The sequence below is a fragment of the Streptomyces thermoviolaceus genome (assembly GCF_045209695.1).
Taxonomy (GTDB): Bacteria; Actinomycetota; Actinomycetes; order Streptomycetales; family Streptomycetaceae; genus Streptomyces; species Streptomyces thermoviolaceus.
This window is the reverse complement of record NZ_CP109280.1, coordinates 694,659-720,903: the sequence shown is the minus strand read 5'-3', so window position 1 is coordinate 720,903 and position 26,245 is coordinate 694,659. Positions and strand designations below refer to the sequence as shown.

Genomic DNA, 26,245 nt, shown 5'->3' with positions numbered 1-26,245 from the left:
TCAGTGGGCCGGATCGTGCTCCTGGCGGACCACGACCACCGGGCACGCCGCGTGCTGGGCGCACCGCTGACTGACCGAGCCCAGCATCGCCCGGGCGAAACCGCCCCGCCCCCGGCTGCCCACCACGAGGACGTCCGCCCGTTGCGAGGCCCGGATCAGCACCTCGGACGGGTCGCCCTCCACGAGATGCTCCCGCAGACCGGCCGGCCGCTGCCCCTCGGCGAACACGGTGTTCAGCGCCTCCGTGAAGCGCTCCCGGGCCTGCTCGAGATCGAAGTCCGGATCGACCGCCGGTCCGGCCCAGCCGACGTCCGACGGGGTGTCCCAGGCGGACACCGCCTCGATCACCCCGCCCACCAGCTCCGCGTACCGCACCGCCCAGCGCAGCGCGGCATACGACGACGGCGAACCGTCCACACCCACGACCACCCGCGGCTCGGCTCCACTGGTCTGCATGCCCACCTCGCTTCGGCGTCGCTGTTCCTCACTCCACGCTGCCGCTCCCGACCCGACCCTGCCAGCCGGGCCCCACGCCCGGGAGGAAGGAGACGGCAGCTGACGCACACCGTCCGCGAGATGCGTCCCTGCCTCAGCCTCCGGCGATCGTCAGGCGTTCGCCGTGATCGGACTGTTCCTGAGCCTGGTGCCTCCCCGGCGGCATGCCTGCGGCCCGGTCCCCGTCACCAGGAAGACCCGCCTGCTGGACGCCCTGGTGCCGGCCCGCGCCGCGAGGGCGTCGCAACGACCCGGGCGGGGCCCTGAGGCCGATACGGAGCTGCCGCCACCCCCGCGGGCGCAGGGCGTTCGAGGGATACAGGGCCGACCGGCCCCCGCCGCGCCCCGGACAGCCCATGGGTTTCCGGGGCGCGCCGCGGGATGCTCGAACTGCGAAGGGGGCGGCGGATCCGGACAGCTGCCCCTGGTGCCGGCCGGGGTGAGGAGCGAGCGGACATGAAGCACAACAAGATCGGTTCGGTGATGACGCAGGACGTCGTCCGGGCCGAGTACGGCACCCCGTTCAAAGAGGTGGCGCGCATGCTCGCCGACCACCGGATCAGCGGCCTGCCGGTGGTGGACGAGGACGACCACGTCATCGGCGTCGTCTCGGAAGCCGACCTGATGACCCGCCAGGTGCTTGCGGCGGAGCCCCGGGAGCCGGGCCGGCACTTCCGTGCCCTGCTGACGATGACCGCCCGGCGCCAGGCCGTCAAGGCCAAGGCCCGCACCGCCGGACAGCTCATGTCGCAGCCACCCGTCACCGTGCACGCCGACGACACCATCGTCGAAGCCGCCCGGACCATGGCCGAGCGACAGGTCGAGCGACTGCCGGTGATCGACGAGGAGGACCGGCTCGTCGGCATCGTCACCCGGTGGGATCTGCTGCGGGTGTTCCTCCGGCCCGACGACGAGATCCGCGAGGAGGTCATCCGCGAGGTGTGCGTGAACGCCCTGCGTGTGCCGCCGGGCAGTGTCACGGTCTCGGTGGCCGGGGGTGTGGTCACCCTGGAGGGCAGCCTGGAGCGGAGGAGCGACGCCGAGATCGCGGTGTCGATGGCCCGGCAGATCGACGGCGTGGTCGACGTCGTCGACAACCTCAGCCACCGGATCGACGACACCGACCCACGGTTCGACGACGGCGCCCGGCAGAGCGTGCTGGACGACTGGCTGCACCGCGCCTGAACCGCATCTCGCGCGAACCACTTGTCGTGGGACCGGCCGCGGAGAGGTCAGCGCGGTCCGGGCGCGTCGCTCGGGGTGTCGGCGCGGACGGTGACGTCCGAGGTGACCGAGACGACGCCGTCCACCCCGAGGCACAGGCGCTCGATCACCGGCACCAGACTCTCGTCCTCCACGGTCCCGGCGAGGGCGACCCGGCCGTCCGTCACCGAGACCGTGAGGTCGGCCGGCGCCAGGCCCAGGGTGCCCACCAGGACGTCCCGGGTGATCTCCTCACGGATCGCCTCGTCCCGGCGCAGGAAGATCCGCAGCAGGTCGCCGCGGCTGACGACGCCGGTCAGGACCCCGGTCTCGTCGATCACGCACAGACGCTTCACCTTGGCCTCGTCCATGGTGCGCGCGGCCTCGACGACACTCCACTCCGGCCGGGCGCACACCGGCGGAACCGTCATGAGTTCCCTGGCCGTGGCCCGCTCCAGTCCCGCCTCCAGCTCGTCGGGCGGCAGCTGGGGGAGGAGCCCGGCCGGGTCGGGACGGCCGGCCACCGTGCGCAGCAGGTCCGCCTCCGAGACGACGCCGACGGGGTGACCGAGATCGTCGACGACCGGGACGGCGGTCACGTCGTGGTCGGCCAGGGTGCGGACGATCTGCTTGAAAGGGGTGTCCCGCCGGACGCGGACGACACCGTGGGTCATGAGGTCTCCGACCGTTCGGTGCTGCAGCATGGTCTCCTCCTGCGGTCCCGCGGCCGGTCCGGTGTGCCGTCCGGCTCGGCACACCGGACACCCGGCCACTCCTCCAGCGTGACCGTCGCACGCACCCGGCGCCTGGGGGCGGCCGTGCCGCCGAGGCCGCCGTTCGTCCCCGCCGTACGGGACGTAGGGCCCAACCCGGGCCGTGCCCGCGACGTCCCGGGCATCGCTCGGCGCGATGTCCGACCCGCTGTGCGTGCGCACCCGTAAACGTTCCGCCGCATGTGGGCCGCGTCATGGCCGCCGGGAGGCCCAGGTGGCACAATCGAGCCTTTCCGGACATCGGAGGAACGGTTTCATGGGTGCACATGTGCATGTACGGCTCAGCAAGGGGCTGAGCGTCTCCGAGGACGGCGAACTCGTCGAGTACTCCCGCTGCCGGTGCGGAGCCACGTGGACCAGGACCTACCGGGTCGACGGCGACGAGCCGGACCACCCCACGTCGTGACCCCGAGCCCCGCGGAGCCGTGGGACGCCGGACCGTCCCCCGCCGTCCGGCGAAGGTGAGCAGGTGACCGAGCCGCGGATGGCCCCGGTCGGCGGGCTCCCGGGGCCGAAGGGCCCATGTCCGTCCGCGGACAGCCGGGCACGCTGAGTCTGTGAGGCGGGGCGGCGGACCGGCCGCCCACCGGGCATCACGGCCGGAAGGCCGGCGCGGCAGAAGGACGACCGGCTGATGTATCGCAACGACGGTTTTCGCGAACTCGAACGACGCGAGTGCCTGGAGCTGCTGGCCACGGCTCCGGTGGGCCGCATCGTCCACACGCGCCACGCCCTGCCCGCGGTGCTCCCGGTGAACTTCGCCCTGGACGACGACGCCGCCGTGCTCGTCCGCACCTCGGCCGCCTCCGAGCTGGCCCGGGCCGTCGACGGTGCGGTCGTCGCCCTGGAGGCCGACGAGGTCGACGCGGCCGCGCACTCCGGATGGAGCGTCGTGGTCACCGGCACCGCTTCCGTGATCACCGACCTCGCGCACCGGCGTCGTCTGGCCGGCAAGGTGCCGTGCTCCTGGGTGCCGTGGCCCGAAGAGGTCGTCATCCGCATCGAGCCGGAACTGATCACCGGCCGCGCACTGGCCGGCGGACGCAGCCTGTACGGCCTGTAGGGGCGTGCAGGCCCGGAAGGCTTCCCCGCGCGCCACAGACCCGAGGGATCCCGAGGGCCTCCCCGCACGGGCGGCTGCCACAGGCCGCGCAGGCGCGTCCCCCAGGCCGTACGGCAGCAGCCGCTACAGACCTTCCCCGCAGCCGCTCCCGTACGGGGCGTACAGGTCGAGGAGGCGGACCCGGGCCGCGTGGAGCCGCTGGGCGACCACCTGGCCCACCCAGACGGCGACGGCACGGCCGAACAGCGGATCCTCGTCGCACAGCGTCCGCACGGTCACCGCGTCGAACTCGTGGGCCCGCACCGGGCTGGCGGCCTCGGCGCCCAGATGCCACAGATGCGGCGGGAAGTGCCAGGACCAGCCGAGCAGGTCGCCGTGGCCCAGACACTCGATCACGGCGGCGCGGCGGCCGGGGACATGCAGGTCGAGGGCGACCGTGCCGGTCTTGATGATCCAGAAGCGGTCGGCGTGCCGACCCTCGTCGAACAGGCGTGTGCCCGCCTCGAAGGCGACGTCGTGGGCGAGGGACATCAGCCGGGCACGGTGCTGGGGCGACAGGGCCGCCGTCAGGGTGGGGGAGGAGGTCGTCATCGTCGTGCGCTCCTTCGTCGTCGGTGCCGTCGAGGCCGGGATGCCGTCGGCCGCGCCGCCCGTGCGCTCGGCTGGCGACCCCACGAACCGTGGGGCGGACTGTTTCCAGACTGTGCCCGAGCGCGCCGGACCACCACCGGCCGCCCGGCCTCGGACCAGGACCCTTCGGCCCTCGGTCCGCGCTCAGCGCAGGCGCCGCAGATACGGGTCGCAGGGCCGACGCGGTTCGAGGCGCACCCGGACGTCGAGCGCCATCACACCGTCGGGGCCGGCGAGCAGCGGGTTGAGGTCGGCCTCGGCGAGCTGCGGCAGGTCGCAGGCCATCCGGGAGATCCGGTGCAGCAGCTGTTCCAGGGCGTCGAGATCCGCGGCCGGGGCGCCCGCGTGACCGAAGAGCAGCGGGGAGCAGCGGGGAGCGGTGAGCAGTTCGCGCGCGGTGCGGTCGGTGAGCGGGGCGAGCCGGCCGGCGTGGTCGGCGAGGACGTCGGTGGCGGTGCCGCCGAGGCCGAAGAGCACCAGCGGGCCGAACACTTCGTCCTGGACGACGCCGGCGAACAGCTCGGTGCCGCGTTCGGCGAGCGGCTGCAGCACCACACCGGTCAGACGGTCCCCGAACCGCGCCACCAGATCCCGGTGGGCCTCTCTGACCTGGTCCGCGCCCTGCAGGCCGAGGTGGAGGGCGTGCTGCTCGCTCTTGTGCACCAGCCCCGGCCAGTACGCCTTCATCACCACCCGGCCGCCGGGACCGGCCAGCCGTTCGGCGGCGGCGACCGCCTCGTCCTCGCCGCGGGCCCAGGCCCAGGGGATCTGCGGGACGGCGTAGCAGCCGAGGAGGTCGGAGACGGTGTGCGGGTCGAGCCAGGCACCCTCCGAACGGCCGTCGAGGAACCGGGTGACGATCCGCCGCGCCCGCGCCGTGTCCACCCCCGTCAGCCGCGGCACGCTGCCGGGCGGCTCGGCCAGCCACCGGGCCCGGGTGGCGGCGTGCGCCAGGGCACGCGCGGCGTCCTGCGCGTCACCGTAGGCGGGCACCCGGCCGTCGGCCTCGGTGCCGAGCAGCTCCACGCGGGCCGCCTGTGCGGGCAGCACCACGACCGTGGGCCGCAGCTGCGGCCGGGGGATGCCGGTCACCGCCCGCACCAGGTCCTCACCGGTCGCCGCGGCCACTGCGGTCGGGACCAGGGTCACCAGGACGGCGTCGACGGCTCCGTACTGCACCAGCAGCTCCACGCAGGCCCGCAGACGGTCCTCGCCGACCGCCGCGGTCGCATCCACGGGGTTGGCGGCGGTCGCGCCCTCGGGCAGCAGCGCGGTCAGCCCGTGCACCAGGTCGGCGGGCAGCACCGGCACGCTCAGCCCCGCCTCCGCGCACGCGTCGGCGGCCAGGACGCCCGCACCGCCGGCGTTGCTGACGACCGCCACCTTCGGCCCGGCCGGCAGCGGCTGGCAGTGCATCAGGGCGGCCGCATCGAGGAGTTCGCCGATCGTGCGGGTCGCGGTGACGCCGGCCTGCGTGAACAGCGCCTGCCGGGTCATGGTGGGGGTCGCGGCCGCCGCCGTGTGGGAGGCCGCGGCCCGGCGTCCCGCCTCGGACCGTCCGGCGTCCACGGTCAGGACCGGCAGGGTGCGCGCCACCCGGCGGGCGGTGCGGGAGAAGGCACGCGGGTTGCCGAAGGACTCCAGGTGCAGCAGCACCAGTCCGGTGTGTCCGTCCGCCTCCCACCAGCGCAGCATGTCGTTGCCGCTGACGTCGTACTTGTCGCCGAGCGAGACGAAGCTGGACACGCCGATGCCGAGGCGGGCCAGCCCGTCCAGCAGCGCGATCCCCACCCCGCCGGACTGCACCGCCACACCCGCGGTGCCCGGCCCCGGATGCCGGGCGGCGAAGGTGGCGTCCAGGCGGACTGCGTCCTCGGTGTTGGCCAGGCCCAGGCAGTTCGGGCCGACCAGCCGCATGTCGTGCCGGCGGCACGCGTCCAGCAGGGCCGCCCCCTGGCGGGCGTCGAGTCCGGAGGAGACGACGAGCAGACCGCGCACACCGGCCGCCCCGCACTCCTCGGCCACCCGCGCGACCGCCGCCGCGGGCACGGCGACCACCGCCAGATCCGGTACCTGCGGCAGCGCGGCCACGGACGGGCAGGCCCGCACCCCGGCGATCACACCGGCCGACGGATGCACGACGAAGACCCGCCCGGCGAAGGAGCCGGTGACGATGTTGCGCAGGATCGCCCGCCCGACCGAGCCCGGGCTGCGGCCGGCCCCGATCACCACCACGGCCTGGGGCCGCAGCAGCGGCTTCAGGCTCGCGATGGCCGCGAGCCGGTCCCGGGTGTCCACCGCACGCACATACGTCTCGTCCTCGGTCAGCTCCACCACGCAGTGCACCTCGGGTCCGTCGAAGCGGCGCCTGATCCGCAGGCCCAGATCTCGGAAGACCCGCAGCACCTCGACGTTCTCCGCCAGGGCGTCGGCGGTGAACGCGGTGATGCCCGCTCGGCGGGCGATGTCCGCGAGGTGCTCCAGCAGCAGCGTGGCCACGCCCCGGTGGTGCCAGTCGTCGGCCACCGCCAGCGCGACCTCCGCCGTCCCCTGGTCCGGGCCCGCCTCGTACTCGGCGACACCGATCAGACGGCCGCCGTGCTCGGCCACCAGTGCTCCGCAGCCGGGACGCGGCGGTCCGGCCACCCGCTCGGCGGCCTGCCGTGCGGAAGAACGGCTGAGCGAGAAGAACCGCAGCCGCAGGTTCTCGTCCGACATCTCCTCGTACAGCCGCCGCACCGCCGCACGGTCGCCCGTGACCGGGCACCGGATGCGGATCGTGGTGCCGTCGGCCAGCAGGGCGTGCACGCACGCCGGCCCGGTCGTGGTCATCGCTCGGTCTCCCTCCCGGTCGTCCTCTCCACCCTCCGGTGGACCGGGGTGCCGTCCCAGAGGCCGAGTGGGCCGCGGACCGGGCCGAACGTCCCGGACCGGGGCCGGCGCGCCCTCGCGCCGGGACACGTGTGATGCGACGGTGAGATGGACGGACGTCCTGCCGCGCCGGGGCCCGGTCCGGACGACAGGTCCTGCCGCGCGGCAGCGCTCGAAGAAGGTGGCGGTGGACATGCAGCTGCCTGTCGTGGTGGGTGTGGACGGATCGGGTCCCGCCCTGACCGCGGTCGACTGGGCGGTGGACGAGGCCGCCCGGCGCGGCCTGCCGCTGCGGCTGGTGCACGCCTCCCTGTGGGAGCGCTACGAGGGCGCCGTGCCCCGGGCGGGCACCGAGCCGCCCGCCGAACGGCTGATGGCCCAGCAGGTGCTCGGCACGGCGACGGAACGGGCCCGGCGGCGCGACGCGGACGTGAAGGTGTGCACGAGCCTCCTCCCCGAGGACCCGGTGTCGGCCCTGGTGCACGCGAGTGCCGGCGCCTGTGTCCTCGTCACGGGCAGCCGCGGGCGCGGTGGACCGAGACACCTGCTCGTCGGCTCGGTGAGCCGGGCCCTGGCGGCCCGGGCGAGGTGCCCGGTGATCGTGGTCCGCGGCGACCCCGCGGGCCTCGCCGGCCGCCACGAACGGATCCTGCTCGGCGCCGGCGGCCCCGCGACCTGCGGTGAGGCGGTGCGTTTCGCGCTGTGCGAGGCCGAGCTGCGCGACTGCGTCCTCGACGTCGTCCGCGCCGGGCACCGCACCGCCGGATCCCCCGGCACACACGGGACGCCGCCGCGCGCGGGACCACACGCAGACGCCGCCGTGCTCGACGAGCTGCTGCACGAGGCCCAGTCCGAGCACCCCTCGGTGCGGGTGCGGGCCACGACCGTCGAGGGCCCGGCGCACCGGGTGCTCGTGGACCGTTCGGCCGCCGCCGATCTGGTGATCGTGCCGGCCCGCCGTGCGACCGGACACCCCGGCCTCCAGCTGGGCCGCACCGTCCGCGCACTGCTCCACCACGCGCAGTGCCCGGTCGCCGTCGTGCCGCACCGGGTGGTATGACAGCTCCGATGACGTCGATCACGGCCGGGACATGGGAGTACGACGGGTACGACCCCGCGCAGGAGCGGCTGCGGGAGGCGCTGTGCACCCTCGGCAACGGCCGCTTCGCCACCCGCGGTGCGCTGCCCGAGTGCGCCGCGGACGACGTGCACTACCCCGGCACCTACGTCGCCGGCTGCTACAACCGGCTCGTCTCCCGCGTCGCAGACCGCCAGGTGGAGAACGAGGACCTGGTCAACCTGCCCAACTGGCTGCCGGTGCGCTTCCGCCGGCCCGGCGGCTCCTGGCTCACCCCCGACACCTCCACCGTGCTCGGCCACCGGCAGACCCTGCACCTGGAGGCGGGGGTGCTGGAACGCCGCACCGGCTACGACCTCGGCGACGGACACACCCTCATGGTCCGCCAGCTGCGCATCGTGCACATGGCCGACCCGTACCTGGCCGCCCTGCGCACCGAACTCACCGTTCGGGGCGGCCCGGTGGACCTCGAGGTGGAGGCGGCGATCGACGGCGGTGTGACCAACGCCGGCGTGCCCCGGTACCGGGACCTGGACGGCCGGCACCTCACCGACGTGGACACCGGCACCCTCGCCCCCGGCACGGTCTGGCTGCACTGCCGCACCCGCACCTCCGAGATCGGCATCGGCGTGGCCTCCCGGCTGACCGCCCACGGCGACGCCCTCGTCCACACCCGGCACGAGCAGCAGCAGGCGATCCAGACGGTGCACCTGCGTCTCCTGGCCGACCGCCCCGTCACCCTCGACAAGATCGTGGCCCTGCACACCTCCCACGACCCGGCCATCAGCGACCCGCTGCGCGCCGCGACCGACCGGGTGCTGGTCGCGCCGCACTTCGACGACCTGCTGACGGCCCACCGGGCGGCCTGGGACGGGCTGTGGCGCCGGGCCCGCATCGACGTCCCCGGGGAACCCGGCCGCATCCTGCACCTGCACCTGTTCCACGTCCTGCAGACCCTGTCGCCCAACACCGCCGACCTGGACGTCGGGGTCCCGGCCCGCGGCCTGCACGGGGAGGCCTACCGCGGGCACGTGTTCTGGGACGAGCTGTTCGTCCTGCCGTATCTGAACCTGCATCTGCCCGAGGTGTCCCGCGCCCTGCTGCAGTACCGGCACCGGCGTCTGGGCGCGGCCTGCGCCGCGGCCCGCGCGCTGGGGCGGCGCGGCGCGATGTACCCGTGGCAGAGCGGCAGCGACGGCCGCGAGGAGACCCAGCGCCTGCACCTCAACCCGCGCTCCGGGCGCTGGCTTCCGGACCACACCCACCTGCAGCGGCATGTCGGCTCGGCCATCGCCTACAACATCTGGCAGTACTGCGAGGCGAGCGGCGACACCGAGTTCCTGCAGACCCAGGGCGCCGAGATGCTCGTGCAGATCGCCCGTTTCTGGGCCGACTCCGCCACCTGGGACCCCCACCTGGGGCGGTACCGCATCCGGGGCGTCGTCGGCCCCGACGAGTACCACGACGCCTACCCCGGTGCCGAGCGGCCCGGCCTGGACGACAACACCTACACCAACGTCACCGCCGCCTGGGTGCTGGCCCGGACCCTGGACACCCTCCGCGCCCTGCCCGAGCCCCGCAGAAGCGAACTCGTGGAACGGCTGGAGATGGACGACGACGAGCCGCTGCGGTGGGAGGAGGTGTCCCGCACCCTGTACGTGCCCACCCACGACGGCGTCATCAGCCAGTTCGACGGCTACGGCGAGCTGGAGGAACTCGACTGGGCGGGATACCGCACACGCTACGGCGACATCCGCCGGCTGGACCGCATCCTGGAGGCGGAGGGCGACACCCCCAACCGCTACAAGGCGTCCAAGCAGGCGGACCTGCTGATGCTCGGCTATCTGTTCTCCCCGGCCGAACTCCAGGCGCTGTTCCGCCGCCTGGGCCGGCCGGTCGACGAGGAGCTCTGGCAGCGCTGCGTCGACTACTACCTGGCCCGCACCAGCCACGGCTCCACGCTCAGCGGCCTGGTGCACGGCTGGATCCTGACCCGCGCCCGCCGCGCGGAGGCCTGGTCGTTCGTGCAGGAGGCCCTGCGCGGCGACATCGCCGACCTGCAGGGCGGAACCACCGGCGAAGGCATCCACCTGGGCGCCATGGCGGGCACCCTCGACCTGGTGCAGCGCGGTCTGACCGGCCTGGAGACCCGCGACGGCGCGATCTGGCTCGACCCCGTACCGCTGCCGGAGCTGTCCTCCTACGGCTTCCGCCTGCGCTACCGGGGCCACTGGGGGGTCGGGCTGCGGCTGGAGCACGGCCGGCTGGAGATCGCGGTGCCGCCCTCCGGCCGCGCGCCGATCGAGGTCCGGCTGCCGGACGGCACCGTGCACGTCCAGCCGGGCGAGAAGTGCAGCCTGGTGCTGCCCGACTGAGCCGGCACGCACCCGGCACGCCGTATCGGGTCCGCACAGGGCGGCGGGCCGGGGACGGCGACCGCCCCCGGCCCGCCGAGAGGCTCAGACGGTCGCCACGCGCCCGGCGTACCGCTGCGTCCAGCCGGCACCGGAGCCGTCGGTGAGCACCACGTCGTAGTAGCCGTGCTCGGTCGGCCAGTCCACGACCGCCGACGTGCCGCCGGGCACCGTGTACCGGCGGGTGCCGCCGGCGTAGTCGTTCGCCGTGAGGGTGTAGTGGACGGGCCGCCGGCCGGCGTTGCGCAGGATGAAGCGCACCGTGGGGCGGCGTCCGGTGACGAGGTCGACGTCGACGACCGGGATCGCCGTGTCGGTCTCGCCGGCCGGGGTGAGCCGCCCGGCGAAGGAACGCAGGAAACCGTCGGGCCCGTAGATGGAGAAGGCGTACCTGCCGTCGGTCTCCGTGGTGTCCCAGGTGTACCGGCGCGGCCGGGACGCGGAGACGGTGAACGGGGTGTTGGAGAACTCCCGGTACTTGTCCGGGAACACCTGAAGGCTCACCGCCTTGCCCTCCGGCCCGCCGGTCAGCGTCATCGACGCGGTCACCGTGCCGGCGGTGCGGTCCTCGACGAGCGTGGCGTGCGGGTGGAACGACAGCCCGCGCGGCGTCAGCCCGCCCGGCGGGAACGTCGGCGGGGTGCCGTCGACCGGGTCGGCGATCTCCACGCGGCCCGGACGCGGGTGGGCGAAGTCGAGCGCGCTGGTCAGGTCACCGGCGATGGAGCGGCGCCAGTCGGTGATGTTCGGGCAGGTGAACGGCTTGCCGAGATAGGCGGCCCAGGTCTCCAGGAACCGCACGATGGAGGTGTGGTCGAACACCTCCGACACGACATGGCCGCCGCGCGTCCACGGCGACACCAGCAGCATCGGCACCCGCGGGCCGAAACCGAGGGGCGTGCTGCCGGAGAACTCGCCGGGTGTGCCCGGCTCGGGGCGCGGCGGCAGCACATGGTCGAACTTCCCGTCGTTCTCGTCGTAGGTGATGATCACCAGGGTGTGGTTCCAGATCTCCTCGTTGCTCTGCAGGATCCGGAGCACCTTGTCCATGTAGCGTTCGCCGTGGACGGTGTCGAAGTTCGGGTGTTCACTCCATGCCGCGGGCATGACAACCCAGGACACCTCCGGCAGCGGGTGCTCGGCACCCGGCGCGCAGGCCGCGATCAGGTCCCGCAGCACCGCGTCGAGGTTCTCCTCGGAGTCGTCGTTCGGGGTGGTCGCGCCCGAGTAGATGAAGGAGTTGGCCTTCCAGATCCTGCCGGTGCCCGGGGCGAGGTCCTCCTCGCTCGCGATCCGCGGGTCGAACGCCTTGAAGCTGTTGGTGACATTGCAGCCGTACTCGCCGATGAAGCCGCTCTGCAGGCTGCCGCCGACGCCGTTGCCGCTGTTGTCGCAGTACACGCGCCAGTTGATGCCGGCCTGCTCCAGCTGCTCGGGCACGGTCGGCCAGGTCCGCGAGTAGTCGTTCTGACCGGCGTTGGAGGTCTCGCCGTTCGCGGTGCCGGTCATCAGGTAGTAGCGGTTCGGGATGGTCGGCCCGTGCAGCGAGCAGAAGTTCATGTCGCACACGGTGTACTGGGCGGCGAGCGAGTACATCCACGGCATGTGATCGGGTGTGTAGTACCACATGCACTTCTCGCCCTTGTCCTTCACCCAGGTGTTCCAGCGGCCCTCGTTGGCGCCGTAGAAGCTGTGGTCGTCGCTCCAGGTGTCGGTGGACGCCGCGGGGGTCACGATGGTGCCGTCGGCGGCGCGCTGCTGGAAGACGTCGGTGCCGTCCTGGAACCGGAGCACCTGCTTGTCGTGGTGGCCGCGTGCGCCGGGCAGCTGGCCGAGATAGTGGTCGAAGGAGCGGTTCTCCTGCATCAGGACGACCACGTGCTTCAGGTCGGACATGTTCCCGCGATACCCCTCGGGCAGCGCCTGCTCTGCGGCCTGCGCCTCGCCGGCTCCGCCCACCTCGGCGAGGGAGCCCACGGCCAGCGCGCCGAGGGCGCCCGCGGCGGTCCGCAGCGCTCTTCGCCGGGTGACGCCGCGTTCCGTGCGCGGGGCCTCGGCGGACGGGGTGTCGGTGTCGGTGGACGTCATCGCTGTACCTCTCTGTGCGACAGGTGGGTGATGACTCGTCGGAGCGGGGACGCGGCCGGGCGACGACGGCGGGTGCACACGTCGGCGAGGACCGCCCCCACCGCATGACCGTGCGACGACCGGCCACGACGCAGCCGATGCGCCGGCCACCGGACGCGGCCGGCCGGCGGGCCGCGCCCGCGACGAGCGGACATACACCACGGACGCCGCCTTCGAGGAAGGACAGGACACCCACGGCGCATGCCGCGAACCAGTAAGAACGGCAGGGGTGAACGGCGCGTGACCACCAGCGGAAACGTGTGCGCCGACCAGTGGTCCGGGACATCCCGGCGACACCGCGGCCGCGGTGTCCACGGCCGCACCACCACCCACCCGCCCCGCACCCGGTGACACCACACCCCGGCACGGCCGGCGCGGACGCACCACCGGCCGTGGTGTCGACGCAAGCCGAGCCGCCGCGCCGAAGCCGTTCCCGCCGTGCGCGTGTGCCCGGGCACGACGAGGCCGCGAGGTCTTCCCCCGCCCGGGGCCGGGCAGGATCCGTCGTCCGGTGACGAAGCACCGGACGACGCGGTCACCGGAGGCAGGGCCGGCCCCGGACGCACCGGAGGTGTCGTCGGCCCCGGACGCACCGGAGATGCCGTCGGACCCGGACGGTCGCTACCACCGCACCGGCAGCCGGTGCGGGCCTCGGATGAGCATGCCGGTGCGCCAGGTCAGCGCGGCCGGATGGGCGTCGAGCGCGAGATCCGGGAAGCGCTCCAGCAGGGAGCGGATCGCGATCCGTGCCTCCAGACGGGCCAGCGGCGCGCCCAAGCAGTAGTGGATGCCGTGGCCGAAGGCGAGGTGGCCGCCGGTGGCCCGCCGGATGTCGAAACGGTCGGGGTCGTCGAACCGCGCCGGATCGTGGTTGCCGTCCGCCAGCGCGACCAGCACCAGCTCACCCCCGCCGGGGATCACCGTGTCACCGATCTCGATCGGCTCCGTGGTGAACCGGAACGTCGGCGTCTCCACCGGTCCGTCCCACCGCAGCATCTCCTCCACCGCGTTGTCGATGAGGCTCATGTCCGCACGCAGCGCGGCGAGCTGGTCGGGGTGCGTCAGCAGGGCCAGCACCCCGTTGGAGATCAGATTGACCGTGGTCTCGTGCCCCGCGACCAGCAGCAGCCAGGCGGTGCCGCGCAGTTCGTCCGGGGACAGCCGGTCGCCGTCCTCGTCACTGGTGCGGATCAGCGCGCTCATCAGGTCCGGGCCGGGGGAGTGCCGTTTGTCCTCCAGCAGATCGGACAGATAGGCGGCCGTCTTCTCCGTCGCCGCGTACCGCGCCTGCGGATCGGGATCGGTGAGGATGGTGGCCGTCCAGGCCCGGAAGGCGGCACGATCCAGCATCGGCACGCCGAGCAGCTCGCAGATCACCGAGATCGGCAACGGGAACGAGAACGCGTCGACGAGATCCGTCCGCGGTTCCGGCAGGGCCGCCATGGCGTCCAGCAGCTCGTCGGTGATCTCCTGCACCCGGGGCCCGAGCTGCTCGACCCGGCGCGCCGTGAACTCACGGGCCACCAGCTTCCGCAGCCGCCCGTGGTCCGGCGGGTCGGTGTTGAGCATGTGCGGCCCCGCGGCCGGACTGGAGATGGGCATGGTCTCCGAGGCGTTCTTCCACTGCTTCGACAGCCTCGGGTCGGTCAGCATGGCCCGCCCGGCCTCGTACCCGACGACGAGCCAGGCCTCCGTGCCCTCCGGGATCCGCACCTTGTGCACGGGACCGCGCTCGCGCAGCGCGGCGTACACCGGGTAGGGATTGCGGACGAAGTCCTCGCCCAACGCAACCAGATCGATCACTTCGGCTGCCGCCATCGCCTGCTCCTCGTCTCCCGACCAGCTCGACGCTAGCAGCGGGAGGAGGCCGGACGAAGAAAGCATTCGGCCGAACCTCGTGGCCGGTACGGACCGGCGTGCGCTCCTTCACGGGCCGCCGGCCTGCGGTCCGTGCCCGCACCACGTCGATGGTGCCGTCCGGATCCGGACACCGACGGCGGGGCGGCGGACACCGATCGACTCGTGGAGTCCCTGTCGCACGATGCGGCTTCTTCCATGGAACTGGTGCACCGTCAGCTGCCCGCTGCCAGCATGCCGAGCGCCTTCATTCGATGTTTCACGAACAATGAGTAAAGGCGGTCCACCGAGTCAGGAGCCGGCCGATGAGCCCTCACCCCCCGTACGCGTCGCCCCGGGAACAGGCGCCGCGCCCCCACGCCCACCGGCACACAGCCGGCCGCACGAGCTCCCGACGGACCGCCCGTGTGCAGCCGGGTGGTGATGCGCGGTGACCAGCCTCAGCCCGGCGTCCACAGCCGCCACGCCGTCGGCCGGGAACCGTCCCGCCCCCTCGGCGCGGACCGTCTCCCTCCTCGACTTCGCCACGATGTTCGTCATCGGCACCGACACCTTCCTGGTCGCGCCGCTGCTGCCGGCCCTGGCCCGCACCTTCGACGCTCTCCTCCGAGGCCTCGGGCTGGATGGTCAGTGCCTACGCGCTCGGCTATGCGCTGTTCACGCTCGTCGCCGGCCCGCTGTCCGACGGGCGTGACCGGCGCGGCGTGCTGCTCGCCGGGCTGAGCGAATTCATCGTGACGACCGTGCTCCGCGGCTTCGCCCAGGGCCTGTGGACGATGATTCTGTACCGGTTCCTGGCCGGTGTGAGCGCCGCGTTCGTCTCCCCGCAGATCTGGGCGTCCATCCCGGTCCTGGTGCGGCCGGAGCAGATCGTGCGGACCATGGGCTTCGCCACGGCGGGCCTGTCCATCGCGCAGTGCGCGGGCATGTCGCCGGCCCGTGGCGCACACCGCACGACGGTCCGGTGCCCGGGAGACGGCGGAGGTCCGGCCGCCGGGCACCCTCACCATGTTCTAACGTTGTGACCATGGACAATGTCCCGGGCACGCCCACCGGGGAACGGGGCACGGACCGACACCGACGAGGAGGTCGCGCATGCGCACCGCGCTCTACCACCCGGACCGGGACGAGATCTCTCTGGACAAGGTGCTGCACGCCCTGAGCGACCCGATCCGCCGTGACATCGCCCGGGTCATGCACGAACAGGGGCCACGGGTCTGCGGCCAGCTCGACTACCCCATCGCGAAGTCGACCCTCTCGCACCACCTCAAGGTGTTGCGCGAGTCCGGCATCATGCACACCGAGGTCCGCGGCACGACGCGGGTGATCACCCTGCGCCGTGAGGACCTGGAGGCCAGATTCCCGGGCCTGCTGGACGCCGTGCAGGTCACCGCGCCCGCCCCGGAGCGCACCCTCTCCACGGTCTGAGGACGCCCGGACACGGGTGCTCCTGGAACCCAGGCCTCCGTGCCCCGTGGACACCCCTGCTCGGCACGGTGACGAGACATGCCGACGGCCCCGGACCCGTCCGCACCGGACAGGTCCGGGGCCGTCTGTTCGTTCTGCGCGTGCCGTCTACTCCGGCGGCGTGGGGGTCTCCGGGGTGCGGTACATCGCCTGCACGTCCAGCTCCAGCTGCACGGTCGGTCCGACCACCGCGATGCCGCGGGCCAGCATGGAGCGCCAGTTGAGGGTGAAGTCCTCACGGTGCAGCTCGGTCTTCGCCAGCGCGGCGCAGCGCAGCTCCTCCCCGTAGCCGCCGTTGACCGTGCCGAGATACGTCGTGTCCAGACCCACGGAACGGCTCACGCCGTGCATGGTGAGCGTCCCGTGCAGCGTCCACTTCTGACCGCCGTGGTACACGAACCGGGTGCTGGAGAAGTCGATGTACGGGTAGCGCTCGACGTCGAGGAAGTCCGCGGAACGCAGATGGTTGTCGCGGGTCTTGTTGCCCGTGTCGATGCTGGCGGCGTCGATGCGCACCGACACCTGCGAGTCCGCCATGTCCGGTGCGATGCGGATGCCGCCGTCGAACCGGGTGAACCGGCCGTGGACGTGTGCCATGCCCACGTGCTTGGCGATGAACCGGATCGCGGTGTGCGGCGGGTCGAACAACCAGGTACCCGGCGTGGGCAGCTCCAGCTGACGGGCCGGCAGCAGCGACAGACGCGTCGGCGGCAGGGCGACCCCGGCCGTGATGTCGACGTTCTGGCGGGTCGGCGTCAGCCCCTCGGCCGAGGCCCGCACGCTGTAGGAGCCGGGCGGCAGCGTCACCGTGAACAGACCGAACGGGTCGGTGGTGCCGCGGGCCACGACACGCTGGTTGGCCAGCGCGGTCACGGTGATCTCGGCGCTGCCCATGGGCTGCCCCATGGGATCGACGACCTCGCAGGAGAAAGCGCCGGCGCCGGCCGGCAGCGGCACCGCCAGGCCTGAGCCGGCAGTGGATGAACTGCGGGAACGTCGACGTCGGAGCAGTCCTAGGGCCATGCTCTTCACCCTTCTTGTGCACGTACCAGTACCGCGAGGCCCGCACGGTCGTCGGCGCGGGCGATCGCCAGAGGCCCATCCGCCACTGGTTGCAAGTGCGATGAGATCAACTTTTGATGATCATAAAACAAGTGTGTGGCTGCCACTCGTCACGGGATGCGGCATGCGGTGGTATCCGGACACCGGCTCGGTCGCCCTGCAAGCCCGTGCTCACATGCCACGACGCGGTCTCGGGACTGCGTCGCGATGCCGGGCTCCGGCGACACAGGGCAGTCGGCGGTGTTCACACACCTTTCTCCTTCCCGTCACGCCGTCCACACGGGAGGGTGTCGTGCTGGGCCTTTCGCAGCCGGGACGGCAGCCCCGGGTAGGACCCAGCTGGTCTGTGTACGGCCAGGTGTGTCAGGCCGCGGACGGGTTCACAGGGCCCTTGTCACACACCCGCCTCCACCAGAAACGGGCTCGGCTTGCCCGCATACGAGACATACAGGCTGTCGCGTGCCCGGGTGCATGCGACGAAGAGCAGGCAGCGTTCGGCCATCATGTCGGTCTCGTGCTGCTTCGCGTCCAGCTCGGCCGATGTCACCGCCTTCGGGAACGGCAGGGCGCCGTCGTTCACGCCGACGACGGCGACGCAGCGGAACTCCAGACCTTTGAACGAGTGCATCGTGCCGACCCGGACCGCCGCCGTGTCCGCGGCGGCGTCGGCGGATCGCAGCGGAGCAGCGGGGATGCCCGCCGCCGTGAGCCGGGACACCGCCTTGGCGCAGGTTTTGTTGAACCGGGCGCTCACGCCGATCTCCCCGGTGCCGACACCCGCGTCCATCCAGGCCCGCACCTGGGACACCAGAGCGTCCAGCTCCGCTTCCTCGTTCGCCGCGGCATGCACCGTGGGTCCCTCCCCGCGCAGCGCCGAGCGATAGCCGAGAAGCGTGTCGTTGCGGTTCTCGTCCTCCAGCTGGGCTATGGGACGGCCGAGGAGCAGTGCCGTGGACCAGCGCAGTATCTCCTGCGTGCTGCGGTAGTTCTTGCGCAGTTTCACCGAGCGCCCGGTCACCTTGATGCCGAGCGACTTCAGCGACACCTTCGAGTCGTAGATCCGCTGATGCGGATCACCGGCGATGAAAAGGTCGTCCGGGCGGGCGGGAACGGCGGCGCGCAGCAGACGCCACTGCGCCGGGTGCAGGTCCTGCGCCTCGTCCACCACGACATGCCGGTACCGCGGCCCCTTCTCCTCCAGCAGACGCGCCGCCTCCACACACGTCTGCAGCCAGGTGCGGGCACCCTCCGCGGCCAGATCGGCGGTGAACTGCTCCACCGTCCGCCACACCAGGGGCCGCTCGCTCGCGGACAGCCGACTGCCGCGACCACGCCGCTCCGCCGCCGCGTACTCGGCCTGCGTCCTGATGTCCTGCGCCAGGACCACGTGCCGGTACTCCTGTGCGAGGAACTGCGGGCTGCCGGTGAAACCCGTCCTCTGCGCCGCCTTCGCCCAGCGGCTCTCCTCCTCGCTCTGTGTCAGCGGCCGCAGACCCTTTGCACCCGGGATCTCGGAGATCACGCGACTGGCGAAGCCGTCCACCGTCGAGATGTCCACCCGAGCACGCAGATCGGGATCGTCCACCAGCATGTCGAGGCCCGCCCGGAGAGCGTCGACGAGTGCATTGGTGTAGGTCGTGAGCAGGATGCGGTCCCCGTCGCGCAGATACCCCAGCAGGTGCTTGACCCGGTGCAGCGCGACGACGGTCTTTCCGGTGCCCGGCCCTCCCGTGACCTGGGCCGGCCCCGCGTAGGACGGCCGGTAGGCCACCTTGCGCTGGGAGGGATGCAGGAAGATACGCCAGGCCGCGAACGGCTTCTCCAGGATGTCCTGCAGCTCCTCCGACGCGGTGACCACGGCGATCCGCGCCCGGGAGTGCTGGATCGCCGTGTCGTAGTCCTGCGGATCCACCGGCTGCGGGGAGGAGTGCAGGGCGGGCGCGACGATCTCCTGCCACACCTCCTCGACCGAGTAGCCCTCCGCGAGGAACTCCAGCACCTCACGCTGGTCCTGCGGCAGCAGCGGCGCGAAGACCTCGAGTTGCTCCTTGTCCACGAGCGACCGGGCCTGCCGCAGCGTCTCGTCGTCGATGCCGAGCGCCTTGAGGTCTCCGTCGGAGAACTTCGCGAACAGCCGCTCCCTCGGCGAGGCCTCGGCCGCCCTTTCGTAGGCCGGCGTGATCTCCTCCAGGGTGGCGGCGTCCCGGATCTCGACGGTGCGCGTCACCTGGTTGACGCTGGACTTCTGCTTCTTCGCCCAAGCGATGGCCTTGTCGTGCTGCATCACCCGGAGCAGCACGAAGGTGTCACCGGACGGCGGAGCGAGCACCACTCCGCGCCAGAACCGGTCGACGCGGATGGTCCGGATCTGCTTGTCCCGCGCGTTCTCCAGGCTCTCCAGCTTCAGTCCCGGATCCTTGAAGAGCTGATCGAGCGTGAGCCGGTCGAACTTGTCCCAGGCGTCTAGCACGCCCTTCCTGACCGGAGGCTGGAGTTTGGGCAGCTCGGTGAAGAAGCCGATGTCGAAGGCCAGCTTCGGCATGAGGTGGTTCCTTTTCCGACGGAGTGGAGCCGAGGTGTGTCGAGTGTCTTCTGCGGAGCAGCTCGCGATCGGGTACTGCGCCTCAGCTGACGGGTTCCTCCTCGGCGGACTCCTCCAGTTCGTTGAGAACACGCCATGCCAGCTCCGCGAGGGTCTCGCCGGTGGCGACCGCCCACCGGGCCGTCCCCTGGTTCGCCACAGGGCGCCTCTCCCACTCCGCCAGCTCCCACATGCGGCTGATCAGGCCCGAGGGCGAGTACTGACGGCCATCGGCCGCCCACAGAAGCGGTTTGGTGCGATGGTTGACCCAGGTGGCCCGGGCACGGCGTTCGTCCTCGGCCAGCCAGTCCCGCAGCGCCTCCTCCTCCAGCGGGTAGCCGGCCTTGAGGGTGAGCGGCTCTCCGTCGCCGAGGACCTGCTTGTCGACGAGTACCGTGACCGCGTTGGGGCGACGACGCTTGCGTTGCAGCTGCGCACGCCGGTACTTGTCCTGGGTCTTGGCGGATCTGCCGTCCCTGATGATGCCGAGGACATGCTCGGACAGCTCGCGGCATCGTGTGACGTCCGCGCACACGGCGCGGATCTGGGAACGCTCGGTGAACAGCTCGTCGATCGACGCGGCGACGACGGGCAGCAGCTGCTTGACGAGGTCGCCGGTCTTCCGGGTGGCCTCCTTGCACCACCTCAGGTCGGGATCCGGCTCGTCGATCGCCTCGGTGTCCAGCAGCCGGAACACAAGGTGGGTGATCAGATAGCCCCCGTGCTCGGTCAGAGCCGCGCCGCGCCCTTCGTAGCGGCTGCGCAGCTTGTACAGGGAACGGCGGACCTCACGCAGGACCTGCACCGCGTTCCACAGCAGGTACACGCCGGGCTGGGGACGGAACAGGACATCGTAGATGCCCTGAGAACCCCTCTCCCACAGCACATCGAGGGTGACGCCCATGCGCGCCGCGTACTGGACGTCGTTGTGGGCGCAGGCAAGCGCACAGGCCGCCTCGACCACGGAACAACCGGTCTCCTCGGGCGGCTCCAGCTCGCTGCGCCGCACGCTGTATTCCAGTCCGAGTTCGGCGCGCATCTCCTCGACGATCGCCGCCTGGACCGGGTCGAGTGCGATGAAATCGCGGGCGACCACGCTGTTCTGACGGTTCGTGGCCTGCGTCGTTTTCCTGGCGAAGTCCTCGGCCGCACCCGTCACGATGATGCGCACGCCGATCTGAGCCTGCGCCGCCCCGTCGTCCGACGCGAGCGCCTCGGCCACGGACCGAACGGTCTGGGCACCGTTCACCACGCTGGCGTTGTGCAGGGTGAGCGTCAGCGGATAGTGCTGCGGGGCGCGCCTGTTCTGCTGCGCCTTCTCGACCGAGTCGCACAGCACGGTGATGCCGTTGTTGAAGTACCAGAAGTACGACGGCTCCTCGGTGAGCGTCTCGATGAGCGCGTTGTTGATCGGGGTCCGGCCGAGCGGGTTGCGGATGTTCAGATTGAACAGGTCAGAGCCGCTCGCGGCCCATTCGGCCACTTCCTCGGCGGACACGACACCCTGGTAGGACTCGTACGGGGAACTGATCGCGAACCAAGGGAACAGCGTGGTGGTGAGCTCGACCGGTTTCGGGTTGAGGTCCTGCCGGACGGAAGCCCACACCTCGGGCGCGAGAATGATCCGGTGATCGAGGACATCGCCGTAGCGGTTGAACTCCTTCTCACCGTTGACCAGGGCGTCCATGAAACCGGGCCCCGGCTCCTCCGGTCGCATCAGCACGATGACCTGAGTCACCGGCACGGGACCTCGGTCCATGACGGTCTTGGCGTACTCGGCCAGCTGACGCCCTCGCGGGTTGAACGGCGCGAAGTCCTCGTCGTCGATGAGACGCAGACCGGCGAAGAGTTCCAGGACCGCCTTGCGGTCGGCCGCCGCTTTCCCCTCGGGGCTCCACTTCGCCTGCACCAGGTAGATGTGCGGGTCGGGGCCGTCCACCACGGCGATGGCGTCGATCCCTTGGTCGGCATGGCCGTCGATGACGGTACGAGCCGCATCCTGAGGACTGAACCCTGTCACGATCCGCACCGCCTGTGCGGTGAGCGCCCGGGACAGCAGTCGAGGCTCCTGCTGGTGGGGAGGCAGACCCTCCAGATCCCCGGTCTCCAGCAGATTGCCGTACACCTTCGTCAGCGCTCCGCTGACCTGCCGGACCTGCGTGGTCACACTCGGCACCGCATCCCCGGCCCTTTTCGCGCTCATGCTCCTGTCCCCTCCACCTGCGCAGTGCAGCATGTGGGCGCAACAACGCCGCCCCACCCTGCGTGATCATTCCACGATTTCTCCGAGCAGCGAGCGTGTTGTCCTCACTGGTGCCGGGGAGCGGTGGAATCAGGTCGCGTGCCGTCGAGATCCAGCCGAATCATGGCCAGGGTCTCGGCCACCTCGGCCGCCAGTTCGTCGTCCGGGCCGAACACCATGCACAGATCCGCATGCAGCGGTTCCAGGACGTCGAACGCATCCACGGACCGCCCCTGTGCCAGGAGCAGCATGCCGATGTCGCGGCGCAATTCGACGGCGTTCTCGCTGACATCGCCGTCGACCGCACGCACCACCTCGAGAACACCGCGCAGCCCGGCGAGCGCCTCCGTCACCTGGCCCAGCTCGCCACGGCAGCGGGCCGCCTGGGCCCGGCTGTCCAGGGCCTCCTGGCTGCCCGGGCCGTTGACGCGCGCGTACGCGTCCGCGAGCGCCTCGAACTCGGGCAGCGCGGCCCTGTGGTCCCCGGCCAGCTGACGGCTGACCGCCCGGCGCATGCGCAGACCCAGAACCACCTTGTTGTCCGATCCCAGGGCACGCGCCGCGGGCTCGACCATCTCGCCCGCCACCTCCGCGGCCTGCGCGTACCGTTCCTCCTCCATCAGCGCGCGATAGTGCGCATGGACCTCGCGGATCCGTTCGCGCAGCTCCTCCCGCTCGGCCTCCGGGAGGGCGACAGGCACGGCGGGGGCAGGAGCAACCGTTGCGGGACGTCCGCCCGTGGCACCGGCGCGTGAGCGCGGCGCGTAGGGCCGGCGGAAGACACCCGTGGGGTCGGGTGCTCCGGCGGGCCCCGCTGCCCCGGGCACGGACGCGTCGCCGGGCCCCGGCAGAAACGGCAGCAACCGCTCGTACACCTCCTGCACGTCCGCAGGACGCGCCTCGGGTGCCTTCCGCAGCAGATGCAGGACGAGTGCCTCCAGCTGCTCCGGCACATCGGCACGCAGCTGCCGCAGAGGTGGAGGCGCGGCGTTGACGTGCTGCATCATCAGCTGGAACTCGCTGTCGCCGCTGAACAGCGGCTGTCCGCAGAGCAGTTCGTGCAGAATGCAGCCGAGGGCGTACAGGTCCGTGCGGGGCGTCACACGACTGCCGCGTACCTGTTCCGGGGCCATGTACTGGTGGGTGCCGATCGGACTTCCGGTCGCCGTCAGTTTCGTCACGTCCGTCCGCAGGATGGCCGCGATCCCGAAGTCCAGCACCTTCACCGTGCCGTCCCGGGCGACCAGGATGTTGCTCGGCTTCAGATCACGGTGCACGACCGGCACGTCGTGGGCGTACGACAGCACGGTCGCGATCTGCGCCGCCACCGCCACCGCCCAGCCGACCGGCAGGGGCCGCTCCGGGTGCACATACGCGGTCAGCGGCATGCCGTCGACCAGCTCCATCACCAGGAACAGCTGCTCGTACGACTCGTCCAGCACCGCGTCGTACACCTGGGGCACACCCGGGTGCTGGATGCGCGCGGTGATCCGCGCCTCGCGCCGGAACCGCTTCTCGAACTCCTCCGCCAGGACCGGGGACGTCACGGCCTGCGGACGGATCAGCTTCACGGCCACCGGCCGGTCCAGTACGGCGTCGTACCCCCGCCACACTTCTCCCATGCCGCCGTGGTTCACCTGCTCCAGCAGCTCGTAGCGTCCCGCGATCCGTCGAACGTCCGGCACCTGCTTCCCCGCCCCGCCCGTCACATGACCGAAGTGGTCCTGGTCTTTCGTTGTACCGGGAATCAGTTTCGCGGGTGCCGGATTCCCGCGTCCAGCAAGGCAGGGCAGGGCAGCAACGACCGCCACGGGACACCTGGCAAGGCCTTCGCCCTGACCGCCTGCGCCGCCGAGCGCGCAGGTCGGCTGATACAGGTGATCACCAGAAGGACCCCCTGGCCCGCAACAGCCGAACCTGTGAATGATCCGGTAATGGTCCAGACCTATTGACGCTTGCAGACTGACAATGATTCACTCCTCGGCCGAGAGCGCTCTCCCGCGGTTGAGGACCAGCCGCGGTCCTGTATGCCCCACCATGCTCAGGGAGAGCCGTGTCCGTGAACCCCTCTCGTCGTGCCCTGCTCCGCGGGGCGGCGGCCGCTGCCGCTGTGGCGTCGCTGGTCGGTGCCACCGCAGGCTCCGCCGTCGCGTCGCCCCACACCAGCCGTGGCACCGCAGCGCTCGGCGCGGCCGACCTGGGACCCAACGTCCTGGTCTTCGACCCGTCCATGGGCGACGCGGCGATCCAGAAGCAGATCGACGACGTGTTCGCCGTCCAGCAGTCCAACCAGTTCGGCACCGAGCGCTACGCCCTGGCGTTCCGGCCCGGCACGTACAACGTCGACGTCAACGTCGGCTTCTACACCCATGTGCTCGGACTCGGCGCGAGCCCCGAGGACGTCGTCATCCACGGTCATGTGACCGTCGACGCTCAGTGGTTCGACGGCAACGCCACCCAGAACTTCTGGCGGGCCGCCGAGAACCTGACCATCGTGCCGCCGGACGGGCTGGAGCGCTGGGCCGTCGCCCAGGCCGGACCGATGCGCCGCGTCCATGTGAAGGGCGACATGATCCTCATGCCGAGCCCGCCCGGCAACGGCTGGTCGAGCGGCGGCTACCTGGCCGACAGCGTGGTGGACGGCCAGATCGACTCCGGCTCGCAGCAGCAGTGGATCTCCCGCAACGACACCATCGGCCGCTGGGCCGGCTCCAACTGGAACATGGTCTTCGTCGGCGTCCAGGGCGCCCCCGCCACGTCCTTCCCGAACCCGCCCTACACGGCCGTCGATTGCACCCCCGTCATCCGGGAGAAGCCGTTCCTGACCGTCGACGGCCAAGGCGCCTACCAGGTGTTCGTGCCCGCACTGCGCCGCGACACCACCGGCACCACCTGGGCCGGCGGACCGGCCGCCGGGCAGAGCATCCCGCTGACCGAGTTCCACGTGGCGCAGCCGGGCGACTCCGCCGCGACCCTCAACGCCGCGCTCGCCGACGGCAAGCACCTCCTCCTCACCCCGGGCATCTACCCGCTGTCCGAACCGCTGCGGGTGTCCCGGCCCGGCACCGTCGTGCTCGGCCTCGGCCTGGCCACCCTCCAGGCCGTGCAGGGCACCTCCCTGATCGAGGTCGACGACATCGACGACGTCACCGTGGCCGGTGTGATCCTCGAAGCAGCCTCCGCCCACTCTCCCGTCCTGCTGCGGGTCGGCGACGGCAGGACCGGCACCAGCCACGCGGAGCGGCCCACGGTGCTCTTCGACATCTTCCCGCGCATCGGCGGCGCCCTGCCCGGCGGCACCGACGTCAGCATCCAGATCGACAGCAACGACGTGATCGCCGACCACGTGTGGGCCTGGCGCGCCGACCACGGCCTCGACGGCACGGTCGGCTGGTCCGTCAACCCCGCAGGCACCGGCTTCCTCGTCAACGGCGACCGGGTCACCGCCTACGGCCTGTTCGTCGAGCACCACCAGAACTACGAGGTGCTCTGGAACGGCAACCAGGGCCGCACCTACTTCTTCCAGAACGAGCACCCCTACGACGTGCCGACGCAGTCGGCCTGGAGGCACGGCGACACCAACGGCTTCGCCGCCTACAAGGTCGCCGACGAGGTCACCGAGCACCACGCCTGGGGCCTGGGCAGCTACGCCTTCTTCAACCTCCACGCGAACATCTACACCGACCGCGCCTACGAGGTCCCCGACACCCCGGGTGTCGTCTTCACCTCGCTGATGACCGTCTGCCTCAACGACGCGGGCGGCGGCGGCATCCTGCACTGCATCAACAACGCGGGCGACCCTGTCGCGAACGGCTTCGGCACCTACACCATGAAGTCGTACGCGAACGGCGTGGCCATGGTCTGAGGCCTGCCGTACCTGGCGCCGCCGTTCACACCACGCACTCCGCCCATACCGTCTTGCCGGGCCCGCTGTCGGCCCTGGGGCCGAAGCCCCAGCGGTCGGCCAGGGCCTCGACGAGCAGAAGACCCCGCCCGCCGTCGCGCACCTCGCCCGCCGAGGTGCCGGCGGCGGACGGGCAGGGGAGGCGTTCACCGCGGGTGTCGGTGACCTCGATCCGGACGGTGCGGGCGGCCGGGGCAAGGGTGAGCAGGACATGGAAGTCCCGCCCTGCCACTCGTCCGTGGCGGACGGCGTTGGCGCACAGCTCGGCGACGACGAGGACGACGGATTCGTGCGCGTCGGTGCCGTACGGGACACCCCACACGTCCAGCCGGTGAGCGCACAGGTGCCGCGCGAGGCGGGCACCGCGCGGAGTGGAACTGAAGCGCATCGCGAACCGGTGCACCGTCAGGGGTGATGGAGTTGCGGTCATGCACTCACAGTGGCGGTTCGTGGCGTACCGTGACCAGCGGTGACGCGC

Annotated in this window: 18 protein-coding genes and 1 pseudogene; 8 read left to right on the top strand and 11 right to left on the bottom strand. The window is 71.7% G+C overall.

Annotation, left to right across the window (positions count from 1 at the left end; translation table 11 throughout):
- A complete protein-coding gene (locus tag OG899_RS03190) occupies positions 1–456 on the bottom strand; it encodes a universal stress protein (protein WP_406310898.1) in 456 nt (151 codons plus the stop codon).
- 495 nt (positions 457–951) lie between these two features.
- Here OG899_RS03190 and OG899_RS03185 point away from each other — a divergent pair, with 495 nt between their 5' ends.
- On the top strand, positions 952–1,680 hold the full coding sequence (locus OG899_RS03185) for a CBS domain-containing protein (RefSeq protein ID WP_125498456.1): 729 nt from the start codon (positions 952–954) through the stop codon (positions 1,678–1,680).
- Between the two features lie 47 nt (positions 1,681–1,727).
- Here OG899_RS03185 and OG899_RS03180 read toward each other — a convergent pair whose 3' ends face one another.
- Complete coding sequence (locus OG899_RS03180) at positions 1,728–2,399, bottom strand: CBS domain-containing protein (protein ID WP_125498470.1); 672 nt, start codon at positions 2,397–2,399, stop codon at positions 1,728–1,730.
- A 328-nt stretch (positions 2,400–2,727) separates the two neighbouring features.
- Here OG899_RS03180 and OG899_RS03175 point away from each other — a divergent pair, with 328 nt between their 5' ends.
- Together OG899_RS03175 and OG899_RS03170 are read left to right on the top strand one after the other, a co-directional pair.
- Positions 2,728–2,877 (top strand): hypothetical protein, encoded by a 150-nt coding sequence (locus tag OG899_RS03175; protein WP_168132253.1) that lies wholly within the window; start codon positions 2,728–2,730, stop codon positions 2,875–2,877.
- Between the two features lie 228 nt (positions 2,878–3,105).
- Positions 3,106–3,534 carry a pyridoxamine 5'-phosphate oxidase family protein gene (locus OG899_RS03170; protein WP_125498455.1) on the top strand — a complete coding sequence of 143 codons (429 nt, stop codon included), beginning with the start codon at positions 3,106–3,108 and terminating at the stop codon, positions 3,532–3,534.
- A gap of 123 nt (positions 3,535–3,657) precedes the next feature.
- Here the strand turns inward: OG899_RS03170 and OG899_RS03165 are convergent, their stop codons facing one another.
- Together OG899_RS03165 and OG899_RS03160 are read right to left on the bottom strand one after the other, a co-directional pair.
- Positions 3,658–4,125: a Crp/Fnr family transcriptional regulator gene (locus OG899_RS03165; RefSeq protein ID WP_251506209.1), complete on the bottom strand. Its 468-nt coding sequence runs from the start codon at positions 4,123–4,125 to the stop codon at positions 3,658–3,660.
- Positions 4,126–4,308: 183 nt separating this feature from the next.
- Positions 4,309–6,996 carry a GNAT family N-acetyltransferase gene (locus tag OG899_RS03160; protein WP_189428105.1) on the bottom strand — a complete coding sequence of 896 codons (2,688 nt, stop codon included), beginning with the start codon at positions 6,994–6,996 and terminating at the stop codon, positions 4,309–4,311.
- 232 nt (positions 6,997–7,228) lie between these two features.
- On the opposite strand from OG899_RS03160, the gene OG899_RS03155 reads away from it, so the two are divergent.
- Positions 7,229–8,095: a universal stress protein gene (locus OG899_RS03155; protein WP_189428104.1), complete on the top strand. Its 867-nt coding sequence runs from the start codon at positions 7,229–7,231 to the stop codon at positions 8,093–8,095.
- Positions 8,096–8,103: 8 nt separating this feature from the next.
- Positions 8,104–10,488, top strand: a complete 2,385-nt coding sequence (locus OG899_RS03150) for a glycoside hydrolase family 65 protein (RefSeq protein ID WP_168132255.1) — start codon at positions 8,104–8,106, stop codon at positions 10,486–10,488.
- Positions 10,489–10,572: 84 nt separating this feature from the next.
- On the opposite strand, the gene OG899_RS03145 is transcribed toward OG899_RS03150, so the two are convergent.
- Both OG899_RS03145 and OG899_RS03140 read right to left on the bottom strand, forming a co-directional pair.
- Positions 10,573–12,615: an alkaline phosphatase family protein gene (locus OG899_RS03145; RefSeq protein WP_406310897.1), complete on the bottom strand. Its 2,043-nt coding sequence runs from the start codon at positions 12,613–12,615 to the stop codon at positions 10,573–10,575.
- Between the two features lie 660 nt (positions 12,616–13,275).
- Positions 13,276–14,472, bottom strand: coding sequence for a cytochrome P450 (locus OG899_RS03140; protein WP_125498449.1), 1,197 nt, complete (start codon positions 14,470–14,472; stop codon positions 13,276–13,278).
- Positions 14,473–15,119: 647 nt separating this feature from the next.
- Here OG899_RS03140 and OG899_RS03135 point away from each other — a divergent pair.
- Positions 15,120–15,536, top strand: a pseudogene (locus tag OG899_RS03135) (MFS transporter); the annotation flags it as partial.
- Positions 15,537–15,606: 70 nt separating this feature from the next.
- Positions 15,607–15,939: a helix-turn-helix transcriptional regulator gene (locus OG899_RS03130; RefSeq protein WP_125498448.1), complete on the top strand. Its 333-nt coding sequence runs from the start codon at positions 15,607–15,609 to the stop codon at positions 15,937–15,939.
- Between the two features lie 147 nt (positions 15,940–16,086).
- Here OG899_RS03130 and OG899_RS03125 read toward each other — a convergent pair whose 3' ends face one another.
- The 4 genes from OG899_RS03125 to OG899_RS03110 form a co-directional block, all read right to left on the bottom strand.
- The gene (locus tag OG899_RS03125) at positions 16,087–17,001 is read right to left on the bottom strand and encodes a YceI family protein (protein WP_125498447.1); all 915 of its coding nucleotides are present in this window, start codon (positions 16,999–17,001) and stop codon (positions 16,087–16,089) included.
- A 433-nt stretch (positions 17,002–17,434) separates the two neighbouring features.
- Positions 17,435–19,582, bottom strand: coding sequence for a UvrD-helicase domain-containing protein (locus OG899_RS03120; RefSeq protein ID WP_189428103.1), 2,148 nt, complete (start codon positions 19,580–19,582; stop codon positions 17,435–17,437).
- An 82-nt stretch (positions 19,583–19,664) separates the two neighbouring features.
- Positions 19,665–21,788, bottom strand: a complete 2,124-nt coding sequence (locus OG899_RS03115) for an AIPR family protein (protein WP_229814170.1) — start codon at positions 21,786–21,788, stop codon at positions 19,665–19,667.
- A gap of 140 nt (positions 21,789–21,928) precedes the next feature.
- Positions 21,929–23,548 carry a serine/threonine-protein kinase gene (locus OG899_RS03110; protein WP_189428101.1) on the bottom strand — a complete coding sequence of 540 codons (1,620 nt, stop codon included), beginning with the start codon at positions 23,546–23,548 and terminating at the stop codon, positions 21,929–21,931.
- A gap of 374 nt (positions 23,549–23,922) precedes the next feature.
- Between OG899_RS03110 and OG899_RS03105 the strand changes: the two genes are divergently transcribed.
- Complete coding sequence (locus OG899_RS03105) at positions 23,923–25,728, top strand: adenylyl cyclase (protein WP_229814168.1); 1,806 nt, start codon at positions 23,923–23,925, stop codon at positions 25,726–25,728.
- A gap of 25 nt (positions 25,729–25,753) precedes the next feature.
- Here OG899_RS03105 and OG899_RS03100 read toward each other — a convergent pair whose 3' ends face one another.
- On the bottom strand, positions 25,754–26,197 hold the full coding sequence (locus tag OG899_RS03100; RefSeq protein WP_229814166.1) for an ATP-binding protein: 444 nt from the start codon (positions 26,195–26,197) through the stop codon (positions 25,754–25,756).
- Between the last annotated feature and the right edge of the window lie 48 nt (positions 26,198–26,245).